This is a genomic window from Alteromonas gracilis (assembly GCF_043642145.1).
GTDB classification, from domain to species: domain Bacteria; phylum Pseudomonadota; class Gammaproteobacteria; order Enterobacterales; family Alteromonadaceae; genus Alteromonas; species Alteromonas gracilis_B.
Window position 1 is genome coordinate 494,493 of record NZ_JBHZRZ010000003.1, and the last position, 12,462, is coordinate 506,954.

Annotated in this window: 10 protein-coding genes; 8 read left to right on the forward strand and 2 right to left on the reverse strand. The window is 41.5% G+C overall.

Going from position 1 to position 12,462, the window contains the following annotated elements; genetic code table 11:
* Nucleotides 1–51 precede the first annotated feature (51 nt).
* From argS to ACHUFN_RS09165, 6 genes are all read left to right on the forward strand, one after another.
* Nucleotides 52–1,782 (forward strand): arginine--tRNA ligase, encoded by a 1,731-nt coding sequence (argS, locus tag ACHUFN_RS09140; RefSeq protein WP_394222041.1) that lies wholly within the window; start codon nucleotides 52–54, stop codon nucleotides 1,780–1,782.
* 202 nt (nucleotides 1,783–1,984) lie between these two features.
* Entirely contained in the window at nucleotides 1,985–2,551 is a 567-nt protein-coding gene (locus ACHUFN_RS09145) for an NADPH-dependent FMN reductase (RefSeq protein ID WP_394222042.1), read from the forward strand.
* A gap of 288 nt (nucleotides 2,552–2,839) precedes the next feature.
* A complete protein-coding gene (locus ACHUFN_RS09150) occupies nucleotides 2,840–7,381 on the forward strand; it encodes an EAL domain-containing protein (RefSeq protein WP_394222043.1) in 4,542 nt (1,513 codons plus the stop codon).
* A gap of 318 nt (nucleotides 7,382–7,699) precedes the next feature.
* Complete coding sequence (locus tag ACHUFN_RS09155) at nucleotides 7,700–7,870, forward strand: hypothetical protein (protein ID WP_394222045.1); 171 nt, start codon at nucleotides 7,700–7,702, stop codon at nucleotides 7,868–7,870.
* Between the two features lie 11 nt (nucleotides 7,871–7,881).
* Nucleotides 7,882–8,037: a hypothetical protein gene (locus tag ACHUFN_RS09160; RefSeq protein WP_394222046.1), complete on the forward strand. Its 156-nt coding sequence runs from the start codon at nucleotides 7,882–7,884 to the stop codon at nucleotides 8,035–8,037.
* A 67-nt stretch (nucleotides 8,038–8,104) separates the two neighbouring features.
* On the forward strand, nucleotides 8,105–8,293 hold the full coding sequence (locus ACHUFN_RS09165; protein ID WP_394222047.1) for a hypothetical protein: 189 nt from the start codon (nucleotides 8,105–8,107) through the stop codon (nucleotides 8,291–8,293).
* Between the two features lie 224 nt (nucleotides 8,294–8,517).
* Here the strand turns inward: ACHUFN_RS09165 and ACHUFN_RS09170 are convergent, their stop codons facing one another.
* Nucleotides 8,518–9,567, reverse strand: a complete 1,050-nt coding sequence (locus tag ACHUFN_RS09170) for a PLP-dependent cysteine synthase family protein (protein WP_394222048.1) — start codon at nucleotides 9,565–9,567, stop codon at nucleotides 8,518–8,520.
* A gap of 247 nt (nucleotides 9,568–9,814) precedes the next feature.
* Here ACHUFN_RS09170 and ACHUFN_RS09175 point away from each other — a divergent pair, with 247 nt between their 5' ends.
* Entirely contained in the window at nucleotides 9,815–10,075 is a 261-nt protein-coding gene (locus ACHUFN_RS09175) for a hypothetical protein (protein ID WP_394222049.1), read from the forward strand.
* 87 nt (nucleotides 10,076–10,162) lie between these two features.
* Complete coding sequence (locus ACHUFN_RS09180; protein WP_394222050.1) at nucleotides 10,163–11,374, forward strand: endonuclease/exonuclease/phosphatase family protein; 1,212 nt, start codon at nucleotides 10,163–10,165, stop codon at nucleotides 11,372–11,374.
* Nucleotides 11,375–11,528: 154 nt separating this feature from the next.
* On the opposite strand, the gene ACHUFN_RS09185 is transcribed toward ACHUFN_RS09180, so the two are convergent.
* Nucleotides 11,529–12,404, reverse strand: a complete 876-nt coding sequence (locus tag ACHUFN_RS09185; protein WP_394222051.1) for a DUF417 family protein — start codon at nucleotides 12,402–12,404, stop codon at nucleotides 11,529–11,531.
* Between the last annotated feature and the right edge of the window lie 58 nt (nucleotides 12,405–12,462).

Here is a 12,462-nt window from a genome sequence, read left to right on the forward strand (position 1 = left end):
ATGCTGGTGAAGATCAAAGCTAGTAAAAAATTAAGATAGACAAAATACATTATGAATATACATGCACTATTAGTTAACCGTTTTACTGAAGCACTTCAAGAAATGGGCGTAGAAAATGCGCCAGTACCTGTTTCGCGCAGCGCTCGACCTGAGTTTGGTGAATATCAGTTTAACGGCGCTATGGCGCTAGCCAAGCAGCTAAAGCAAAAGCCGCGCGATATTGCAGAGAAAATTGTTGAGACTGTAAAACTAGACGATATTGCCAGCAAGCTAGAAGTAGCTGGCCCCGGCTTTATTAACGTTCACCTTAATGACGAATGGCTATCTAACCAGTGTGAACTATCATTGACCGACCCGCGTTTAGGCATTGCTAAGTCAGACGAACAAAACATTGTTGTAGACTACTCATCGCCTAATTTGGCCAAAGAAATGCACGTAGGTCACTTGCGTACTACCATCATTGGCGACGCCGTAGTTAAAGTGCTTGAGTTCTTGGGCCACAACGTTATTCGTCAAAATCACATGGGCGACTGGGGTACGCAGTTCGGCATGTTGCTAGCGCACCTTTCAGACAAGCTTCAAGACGAAGTGGCTGAAACAGCGCTGTCAGATCTTGAAGACTTTTACCGCGAAGCCAAAGTACGCTTTGACGAAGAAGAAGGTTTTGCCGACCGCGCCCGTGAATACGTAGTTAAGCTGCAAGGTGGCGACGCGCAGTGTTTAGCGCTGTGGGAAAAGTTCATCGACGTGTCTATTGCCCACTCTGAAGAAGTATACGACAAGCTAAACGTAAGCCTTACCCGTAAAGATATCATGGGTGAATCGGCGTACAACGACGACTTGGCCAACGTTATTAGCGAGCTTAAAGCGAAAGGTATTGCGGTAGAAGACCAAGGTGCGCAGGTGGTGTTTATCCCTGAGCTAGCCGACAAAGAAGGTAACCCTGCGGTTTACATTGTTCAAAAATCGGGTGGCGGCTATTTGTACGCTACGACAGACCTTGCGGCAATGCGATATCGCAGCGGTAAGTTAAACGCCGACCGTACGCTAATTCTTACTGACGCTCGTCAGGCACTGCACTTTAAGCAAACTGAAATTGTGGGCCGTAAAGCGGGCTTCATGAAAGAAGAGCAGTCTTACGAGCATTGCCCGTTTGGTATGATGCTAGGCAGTGACGGTAAGCCATTTAAAACGCGTACTGGCGGTACGGTTAAACTGGTTGAGTTGCTAGATGAAGCCGTAGAACGTGCAGGGAAATTAATTGCTGAGCGTGATAACGATTTAAGCGAAGGTGAGCTTAAAGAAGTTGCACGCAAGGTAGGTATTGGCGCCGTGAAATACGCTGACCTTTCTAAAAACCGCACAACCGATTACATGTTCAACTGGGATTCAATGCTAAGCTTTGAAGGGAATACCGCTCCTTACCTTCAATATGCGTATACCCGTGTGAAAAGCCTATTCAGAAAAGCCGGTGTTGATATGGCCACCATGCCAGTAGACATCAATATTGCTGAGAAACAAGAGCACGCGCTAGCTGTGTTGCTTATGCAGTTTGAAGAAGTCATCGGCATGGTGTCTCGTGAAGCTACCCCTCACGTATTGTGTACCTATCTATACGACGTGGCGTCAGCGTTTATGACATTTTACGAGGCGTGCCCAATGTTGAAAGACGGTATTGAGCCAGCTGTACGTGATAGCCGTATGGCATTGTCAGCGCTTGTTGCCAAAACGCTAGAGCAGGGATTAACACTACTTGGTATCGAAACACTAGAAAAAATGTAGCGTTCGCGGTACAACTACTATTGTGATATCGAAAGGCTGACATTAATTGTCAGCCTTTTTTTATGCTCAAAATAAAAACAAAGATATGTTGTCGGTTAGAGCCAATTATTACTACTTGTAATTAGAGTAGAACCAATAGGCTGGTAGCGCCTTATAAAACAGACATTACAAACACATTTCAAAGTAAAGACAGGAAACCTCTATGACTAAGATCCTTGCATTTGCAGGCAGCACCCGAAAGGGCTCATTTAATCAAGCTATCATGAAAGTAGCTGTCGAAGGCGCGCGTGAAGCGGGGGCAGAAGTCACCGTTATTGACCTAGCCGACTATCAAATGCCGATATTTAATGAAGATGAAGAAGCAGAGTTCGGTATGCCTGAAAGGGCTCAAGCATTCAAAGAGCTATTGATGAGCCATGATGGATTTCTTATTGCTTCACCAGAATACAACTCAAGCTACCCAGCGCTGCTTAAAAACGCCATAGACTGGGCGTCGCGCATGGGTGAAGGCGAAAAGCCATTACAAGCATTTCGCGGAAAAGTGGCGGGTATCATGGCAGCTTCGGCTGGTGGGCTAGGCGGTATGCGCGTGCTGGTTGTACTTAGAATGCTTCTTGAAAACATTGGCACTATGGTGCAACCAAACCAGAAAGCTATCGCGAAGGTAGATACGCTAATGACTGATGGCGTCATTACTGACGAAAAAACCATTAAGCAGCTAAAAAGTTTAGGTAAGGAAACCGTTGAGTTGGCGGGTAAACTGTCTTAGTTATGAGTAAAGTTGCTAGAGTAACCCCATGGGTTCTCTAGCTGACAAGCTTGTAGCGCGGATTATGCGCTCATGTGTTGTTTGCAGAGCGCAGTTATTGTAATAAGGAGTCCCCCAGTCAGTTGTATTAAACATGCAAAACTATCCTAAAGATTGAATTGTTATTCATATATTAGCGGCTATCATTCTGTTAAGCTCAAACACAGTTATTGACGTAATTTATAACTAAGGTTTTATTAATATATGTTGTCGCGACAATGTAGGCCTTCCTATTCATCAAGAATTGTTTTGTTATTTAAATTAATCTTTATCGTTTCAATTTTCTCAGTCTTTAATATCTGCGTGAGTGCAGAACCATTGTTGTCTACCCCTTCATTTACGTCGCTATCTACTGAAAACGGTTTGAGTCAAGATACAGTAAACGACATGCTAATTGATAAGGACGGCATGTTATGGATTGCGACAGAAGCAGGACTAAACCGTTTCGATGGAAATCAGAACGTTCAATACCTTGGCAAAAATAACGAATTTGCAGACGATGGAATTTACACATTGTTTGAAGACCAAGGAGGAAATCTATGGGTAAGTACATACAGCGGTGGTGTTTATAGGGTTGACCGAGATACAGGCAAATCTGAACGCCTAGTTTATGAAACTTATAAAGATCAGCCTTCTTGGTATCAGTACGCTTCTCACTTTCTATCTGCGCCAGATAAAAAAATTTACATTGCACTTGATCACTTAGTAATAAAGTTTGATCTAGTTACAAAGAAAAAAGAAACAGTCTTTGATTTACTCTCTTCTGACCTAGGTTTATCGAGTGATGACGTTATACGGCATATGTATCTTTTCAACGATATTCTCTTCATTGCAACGTCAGCAGGCCTTTATGCCAACCTTTTGCCATCGGGTGAAATCAAGCGAATCGAGCATACGAGGGAAAACGAATCCAATATTGATAATCGTAACGCTAAGCTAATTGTTGTTGATAAGGCACAAAAATTTTGGTTAGGAACCGTCGAAGGACTTTATCAATTCGAACTAAATGAACTGGTACAATTTGTTAAAAAAGGCGGAGTTAACCCTGACGCGAGGAGAATAGTTGAGTCTTTGAACATATGGGATTTGAAGCAGAACGAAGGCTCTCTTTATTACATGTCGACGGATCAAGGCCTTTTTACATTCGACGTGACGACGCATGAGTTAAATCACTTATTTAGGCCATCAGATTCTCGTTTACAAATCACTGATGATGACTTATACGAAGTTGCACTAACAGCAGATGGTCAAGTTTGGTTATCAACCGGAACATCAGGTGCACTCCTTTGGTCACCTGAGGCGGCATTATTCAAAAATGTCATGGGGGATGGAAAAAGTCATGACAAACTAAGTGATAACATTGTTTATGGCTTTTACGAGGCTGACGATCAGAATCTTTGGATAGGGACAAACAATGGCCTTAATCTCTACAACTTAAAAACAAATAAAGTTGAACATTTTTTGGTCTCTCAGGATGAAAAAGCTGTTGCTTCTTTAGGTACTATATACACGATTAGGCCCGCTGAACATAACATGGTCTGGCTGCTCACTGCCGAGGGAATTAGGAAATTCGATATTTCAAGCAAACGCATAGTACCTTATGAATTCGGAAGCAAATTAGAGCAGCTTTTTAATTCAGCAAAAGCATACGATTTAATTCGCACTTCGCAAAACAAATATTTGATTGCTGCTGACGGTAAATTTTGGTTACTTGATGAAAAGAAAGAACTATTGTCTAACGCAGAGGCACTTTCTTCAAATATTGATTACGACCAGCTATACACTTTTCTGCCCGATTACGAGGCTCGTGACGGCACTATTTTACTGGCAATGATGGGAGAATTGTGGCGTTTCAACACTGAAACTGGAGTAGTAGAAAAGCTGCATCAGGCAAGAAAATCTCAATCTGAATATGCAATTCATCCAACCGACACAGTTTTAGACAATAATGGAGTATTGTGGATAGCCTATCCAGGTCACGGGCTTTACGGTATAGACGCAGCGACCTATCGACAAAAATACTTCTTCGATACGAGCAATTTACTACCTACAAATTTAATTGTGAGCTTAGACAAAGATCCAGAAGGAAATATTTGGATTGGAAGTCATCAAGGATTGCTTAAGTTTGACCCCAAAAAAAATAAACTATGGCAATTTAGTACAAGAGAAGGCTTAGCTTCGAATGAATTTACTTGGGGATCAAAATTAGGCTTAAAGGATGGAAAACTAGTATTTGGCTCACAAAAAGGCTTTACGATTTTTTCTCCCGATAAATTTAGCAAACTTGACGACTTTAACGCTCCAACCTTTATTACAGATATTGACCTTTTAAGCCACACACTAGAATTAGGTATAGGAACTAAAAACGGAAGCTTTCTGCAATTGGAGCATGATGATGTTGGACTCACCATCCATTATTCAGATTTAAAGTTTGGAAGAACGTCGACTGCCTACTATCAGTACGAATTGAACGGTGATGTCGAGATTGTTTACCCACCTACAAAGTCTACAAAAGTAACATTTCCTCAATTAGAACCAGGTGATTACGAGTTTAGTGTTGCCAGAATTGATCCTGTTAGCAAAATGTCAGGCTCTAGTGCGAATTTAAAAATAAATGTGAAATACCCAGTATACGCATCCCCGATAGCTTACTTGATTTATCTCCTTTTTCTCGTTTCTATCGCTTCAATCATTCTAAGGCGTCGTAAAAGTAACAATGAAAAACTTCGTGCTGCTCACTCGGAAGCTTTAAGGCACAAAAATAGGCTGTCAATGGCGCTGACGGCAAGTAATTCAAGGGTCTGGGAGTGGTATGAAGATTCGAACAATATTTCACAGAATCGAATTGTAGAGGATTTAGGGTATACAGATTTAGGCACATTATTGTCGTTCGATGAACATGTATCCCTCATTCATAAACATGACGTGGCCTCGTTTCTAGAGCAATGGAACAGAGCAATAAACGGGCTAGTTAAAGGAATTGATATCAGTTACCGCCTAAAAGCTAAAGACGGTGATTATAAGTGGTATCGAGATGTAGGCTCGATGATCGCTGTTAACGACGGTAAATATACTCAAAGATTAGTAGGTACGTATTCAAACATCACCGAATCAGTTAATGCCGAATTTAAAGCGAGGCTATTTGGTGAAGCATTCCAGCACACTCGCGATTGGGTAATAGTCTTTGATTCTAACTTCCAAGCCATAGTGGCAAATCAATCGATCAAAGATGCATTAGGTGTCGCGAAAAATACCAATTTAATTGACGACCTCACTCGGCTTTATTTAGAACAAAGTCGTCAACTTAGAAAAGTGTTACATGCTATGCGTAAATTAGGGCCAAATGAACACTGGAGTGGAGAAACTTTTGTTGATAGCTTTAATGAACGTCGGTATGTCGTAAACATCAGAGTTACCGCAGTTACTAGCGAAAGAAATAGCATACATATAGACCGTTATTTAGTCATTGTTTCTGACATTACCGAACAAAAAGATGCTCAAAATGCATTAGTACAGCTAGCTAATTACGACAATTTAACCGGATTACCTAACCGGACGCTCTTGCTCGATCGGTTACAGCATGCGTTACACTTAGCCGCACAGAAAGACAGTCGCGTAGGTTTATTCTTTATTGATCTTGATCGCTTCAAACAAGTCAATGATAGCCTTGGTCACGAGGCAGGCGATGAACTTCTGATCACAGTAGCTAGACGCCTGGAAAGGCTAGTAAACAAAACTGACACGGTAGCTAGGCTTGGCGGCGATGAATTTGTGGTGCTATTTGAAGGCGTTGAACAAATAGATGAACTGGGTCACGTTGCGCATACTATGATACAAGCGTTAGGACAAACAATAACACTTTCGAATCAAGAGGTAAGCGTATCCGCGAGTGTCGGTATCTCACTTTTTCCAGACGATGCGAAAGCCCCAGTCGATTTACTTAAGAACGCTGATATTGCCATGTATCATGCTAAAGAGGCTGGCAGTGACAACTTTCAGTACTTCACCGAACATATGAATGAGCGAGCGCGTTCAAAGCTTCAGCTTGAAAATAAAATAAAACGAGCCTGTATCGAGAAATCTTTCTTAAACTACTATCAACCAATAGTTTGTTGCACAACGGGCGCTATTAAAGGTTTTGAGGTTTTGATGCGTTGGGAAGATGGTGAGTTTATGGTGTCACCCGATATTTTTATACCGGTGGCTGAAAACATAGGCCTAATAGCTGAGATGACGGTTCAGCTCATTGAACGCGTTTTACCCGTGTACAAAGAGTTTAGCATTCGCGACAGCGAACTTTACCTTTCAATAAATTTGAGTGCCAAACATTTTACCAATGAAGAAGCCTTAATGGAGGTCGTTGAACTTTTAAAAGTAAACAACGTTTCGACAAGTAATATTCGGTTTGAGATTACGGAAAGCGCGTTAATGTCGAATTACGATGTCGCTATGAGCGTCATTGGTGAATTAAAAGCGATGGGGTTCATGATAGCGCTGGACGATTTTGGCACTGGATATTCCTCTTTGAAATATTTGAAAGATTTTCCAATTGATGTTCTTAAAATAGACAAGAGTTTTGTTGAAGGAATTGGGCTAGATAGTGGAAATGAAGCAATTATTCTTGCGACGTTGCGTATGGCTGAGAGCTTAGGACTTGAGTGTGTCGCTGAAGGCATTGAAACGATAGAACAGGTTAAGTTTTTCCAAATGAATGGATGTAGTTATTTACAGGGCTACTATTTCTCTAAACCAGTGGCAGAAGATAACTGTCTGGCTTTACTGAGATGCTAAACCTTTCTTCTTGAACGTTGGCTAAATTCGACAGTTAAAATGCTGAACATGTTAGGCACTAAACTTTTTCGCCCATCTGTTGAATTCATTTCGTAAAATTTTCACCTCTGGTGAAAAAAACTCTGCATGTTTTCAACCTTTTAAGGCATTAGCAGTTTACCTTTCCAAATTATCGATGTCTGTGGATTTCTGAGAGCCTTTTTAACAATCATAGCAATGCTCTAAAACACACCATAAGTACAGTCGCGATAAAGAGTGTTATGGCATAACCTAGCAATGTGCATTTGCACACAGTCTTATTTTAAAAGGAGTTTGATTATGGAAGTACTTAGTTCAAAAGAGTTAGATGCAGTTGCAGGTGGCGGAGTAGTAGGCGATATCGTGACCAGCATCGGCTATGGAGCTGGCTATGCGGCCGGCTATTTCTACAGCAATGTGATGACATCGAACCGATGGCTTGATGACGTCGCGAGACACGTAGCATATTAAGGACAGCGAAGATGACAGTATTAAGTCAGACTGAACTTAGCGAGTGCAGTGGTGGTTATTGGAACCACGTATTTACCTACATGACGATAATCGACCTAGCCTACGATTTTGGCTCTGGCTTTGGTGACGGTCTTTATGATGGTATACACCAGCATGAAAGTCTTTAATTTCAAATAAACAGGCGTATGCCTGTTTATTTACTTTTGTATTAACTAAAAAATTTAGGCAGTACTTATGGACAAGAAAAAGCTTAACAAAGCAACCTTCTGGTTTTTAGTGGGAATTAACTTTATCTCTCTATTCCTAGATGTCGTCACAAGAAACGGCGCGTCAATTCTCGAACAATCAGAGTTTCAAAACATACTTCTGTTAGCCATTCTCTACAAGCTGTCTAACAAATTAAATGAAAATTGGCTTATGTAGATAACGCTTTAAGGGCAGTGCGCTAAAGCTTTTTGGCTGAAAAGCAGTTCACGCCAGATTAACATGCTGCACCAATTGTTGCAGCATGTTGAAACGTCACCAAATGCTATTAAATACGCAATTTGATTTTAAGCAATATGCAAAGATTTCCAGTCGGTGGCTACCCATAAGGAGCGCACCGAAACGCATAGCTTTTAACTCTGTCTATGGGGGCAGTGGGTTCTTTAGTACGCTAGTTCAATTTTACTCAACTTATCCTCATAAGTTTGAGTGCTTCCAACCATTTGCTCTACCCATTGCGTGTCGTAATAGGTATTAGCATAACGTTCACCACTGTCACACATCAACGTCACTATTGAGCCTGACTCACCGCTTTTAATCATTTGTTGAGCAACGTTGAGTGCACCCCACAAGTTTGTGCCGGTGGACGGCCCCGCCTTAATTCCCATGGTGTTGTTTAACCAGCGCATAGTCGCAATACTGGCTGCGTCAGGAACGGCAATCATCTCGTCAATCACATCGTGTTGGAATGATGCTTCTACTTTTGGGCGTCCGATGCCTTCAATTCTGCTCCCTCTCGATGCCGTTAGTGTGTAATCTCGGTTTTTAAAACTATCAAAAAATACGCTGTATTCGGGGTCGACTACAACAAGCTTTGAAGCAAGACCTTTATAACGAATGTAGCGACCAATTGTGGCTGACGTTCCGCCGGTGCCTGCACTCATAACCACGGTGTGTGGTACCGGATGTGGCTCTGCTTTCATCTGGTCGAAAATACTCTCGGCAATATTGTTATTACCACGCCAGTCGGTGGCTCGTTCTGCATAAAGAAACTGGTCCATAAAGTAACCGTTTAAGTCGTTTGCTACTTTTGTTGCTTCGCTATGCATTTGCGTAGGGCAGTCGACAAAATGACATTTTCCATCATACCGTTCGATAAGGGCTATTTTGCTTTGCGCTGTAGATCTGGGCATCACAGCGACAAACGGCACACCTATCATTTTTGCAAAATACGCCTCTGACACAGCTGTACTTCCGGATGACGCTTCGACTACCGTAGTTCCTTCAACAATTTTCCCGTTGCACAAAGCATAAAGAAACAGCGAACGTGCTAAGCGGTGTTTTAAACTGCCCGTTGGGTGGGTGCTCTCGTCCTTTAGGTAAATATCAATGTTTGGAAATGCAATTTGCGCTAGCTTTATAAGGTGTGTATCCGCAGAACGCTGATAATCTGCGTTAATGGTATTAATGGCTTTGGTTACCCAGCTTTTCATAATCGCCTCTCTTTAATTTGTCACTAGCTTATCAATACTCATAGAGCAAAAACATCATAATTGTTGAGTAGGTAAGCACGTCTTTGTAAATAAATATCTGAACACTAAATACTGTTGATTCGAACACTTCTTATGCAAGAAGCAATTGAAAACGACAAGAAAGGGCCTATTGCTTTAAGTGATTGATTTTTGTTCTTTGATGTTTTGAAAGCATTATCGTTAAGGACTCGGTAAAAAAGGAAAATATATGTATGACATCGTGCTTAGCCTTTCAGTCTGTGCGGGCGTCGCTCTTTTCGTTGTCTTTTCAGGTTCTATGATTAGATGGGCAAAGAAACAAAAAGGAGTGGCGATAGTATTTGGAATGCTTGTTCAAATGGTGTTACCTGACCCAAAAGTAGAGCAAACAATTGAAATAGTGGTTGAAAGTAAAAAAGAAGCGTTGGGACAAAAACAAAAGGACAGTAAGCAAAAAGACGACACCCCAAGTGGGGATAAAGACATTTAGAATAGCGACTTCTGAATGGGCAATTATCTATGCGGATTGGTATAACCTTGGTATCTTTATTTATCGTTTTTATCATCGGGTATTAATATGAAAGTTCGCGCCTTTCTTTTGGCAGCAAGGTTGCTGCCTGTACTTCTCAGTTTACATGTAAGTGCAAATGAAAATCATGTGATTAAAGTAGCAACGTTCAACGTGAGTATGGAAGCGACTAATTACAAAGCGTTGGGGTTTAAGCCTAGTGAAGATGTGTTACAGCATGTACTTGCAGACGGAAATCATCAGCAGGTAAAGAACATTGCCGAAATCATTCAGCGGGTAAATCCAGATGTCTTATTGCTTAACGAGTTTGACTATGTTGCAGATAAAAGCAAAGGAATAGACGCGTTCGTAAAAAACTACCTGAACGTATCACAGCAGGGATTAACACCAGTAGACTACCCTTATTCATTTGTGGCACCAGTTAATACAGGTGAGCCTACTGAGTTTGACTTAGATAACAACGGTAAAGCAGAAGGAGTAGGTGGCGATGCTTACGGGTATGGTCTTTATCCAGGCCAGTATGGCATGGCTTTACTGTCTAAATTTCCCATTGATGTAGAGAATATTCGAACGTTTCAGCAATTTAAGTGGCATCACATGCCGCATCCTCAAATCCCAATTATTCCAAACAATTCAGGAAGCACTGAGCAAGGCACGCCATGGTATAGCGTTGATGAGTGGGCTGCGCTTCGACTAAGTTCAAAATCTCACTGGGACGTACCAGTAAAAGTAGGTGAAAAGACCGTACACATTCTTGCGATGCACCCAACGCCACCCAATTTCGATGGCGAAGAAGACAGAAACGGCAAACGCAATTTTGATGAAATTAGGCTAATGGCTGACTATCTATCTCCTGAAAAAGGGGGCTACATTTATGATGATAGGGGCGAAAAGGCAAGTTTAACCAATGACACTCGATTCGTGCTGGTAGGTGATTTTAATGCCGCAGATATTGGTGATAAGTATCGCGAAGGGGTCATTGAGCAGTTAACTGAGCATGAGCTGGTGAACAATACCGTAATTCCAACAAGCGCTGGCGGCGCAGGATCTTCTAGCGCCAAATACAGCAATCGTTTTACAGCATATTGGGGAGCAAGAGCAGACTACGTTTTACCTTCCCAATATGGCTTTGATGTAAAAAGTGCGGGGGTGTTCTGGCCTGCGAAAACAAGCCGTCTTTATCGTTTAGTGAAAAGCCGGGAAGCTAGCTCAGATCACAGACTGGTGTGGGTAAGTTTGTCATTAAATGAAGCGCGATAAATCAGAACCTTTAACCAATAAAGTGAAGAACAACGACAAACGCGGGCAAGCTAAGAACACATTTCTCAAGCTTGCCCGCGCGACTTTTACTTACAAGCGTATTTGTTAATTGTTAATTGTTAATTGTTAATTGTTAAGCGTTACGCTACGAAGCTTAATTATGCTCACTATCCTGAACTTTCGGGAAATTACTCTTAGCACTTTGAAACACGGTGAAATAAGCAATAACTGCAAGGTTTGCAATAAACCAAAGATCTTTAATTACAAATTGACCTAGGCCGTTAACGATAGTTGTGCTGTTAAACGTATTAGGCACTGTGAACAAAAAGGTTTGTGTCATTAGAAAGACCGACAAGCAGGCCAATCCGCTAGCGATAATAATGGGTTTGTTTTTAGTAAATATGCCGATTCCTAGAAGCAATGCAAACACTACATCAAAACCACCAATTACATTAGACGCTCCCTGAACGCTAAACACATCATACAACCACGACATAAACGGTGAAGTTTCAACTAAGCCCACAATAGCATTTGCTTCAAATTCAAAGAATTTCATGCCGCCAATCCAAAGCAGCACCATAGCTACGGGAGTGTAGTTAAAATAGATAAGTTGCAGCTGTGAAAATTTATGACGGTAGAACAAAAACGAAAATAAAGGCAACACCGCAAAATACTTAATAATACCTTGGCCGCTGCCAATAATAGGGAAGCCCCCTAAATCAACCATCCAACGCGTGGACGACAACAATGTAAGTAAAGGCACGGCTGTTATGAACGCTGCATAAAGCGTAACTACTTTCGCTGAAACTAATTGAAATCGTGCAGCAAAGGTCATGAGTGCAAGCAGCAATAAAGCAATTCCAGTTGCGACGCCTAATGCATTTGGGCTTATTACTGAGCCTAAGGAATAAAAGTTGAATGTTGACAAAAGTGCATTGGGGTTTGCGCCAAGCAAAAATGTTAAACCCAGTAACGCGATGCTAAATGTGAGTAACGTTGTTACAACGTTTTCGGTATTTTTAAGAGTCATGAAAAGTCCGTAAATACTGCTGGTTTTGCGAATTAGTATCAAAGACCTGATAAAGCAT

Coding starts and splice junctions, on each gene's coding strand:
- argS (WP_394222041.1), top strand. CDS start 52: ATGAATATACATGCACTATTAGTTAACCGTTTTACTGAAGCACTTCAA.
- ACHUFN_RS09145 (WP_394222042.1), top strand. CDS start 1,985: ATGACTAAGATCCTTGCATTTGCAGGCAGCACCCGAAAGGGCTCATTT.
- ACHUFN_RS09155 (WP_394222045.1), top strand. CDS start 7,700: ATGGAAGTACTTAGTTCAAAAGAGTTAGATGCAGTTGCAGGTGGCGGA.
- ACHUFN_RS09160 (WP_394222046.1), top strand. CDS start 7,882: ATGACAGTATTAAGTCAGACTGAACTTAGCGAGTGCAGTGGTGGTTAT.
- ACHUFN_RS09165 (WP_394222047.1), top strand. CDS start 8,105: ATGGACAAGAAAAAGCTTAACAAAGCAACCTTCTGGTTTTTAGTGGGA.
- ACHUFN_RS09170 (WP_394222048.1), bottom strand. CDS start 9,567: ATGAAAAGCTGGGTAACCAAAGCCATTAATACCATTAACGCAGATTAT.
- ACHUFN_RS09175 (WP_394222049.1), top strand. CDS start 9,815: ATGTATGACATCGTGCTTAGCCTTTCAGTCTGTGCGGGCGTCGCTCTT.
- ACHUFN_RS09180 (WP_394222050.1), top strand. CDS start 10,163: ATGAAAGTTCGCGCCTTTCTTTTGGCAGCAAGGTTGCTGCCTGTACTT.
- ACHUFN_RS09185 (WP_394222051.1), bottom strand. CDS start 12,404: ATGACTCTTAAAAATACCGAAAACGTTGTAACAACGTTACTCACATTT.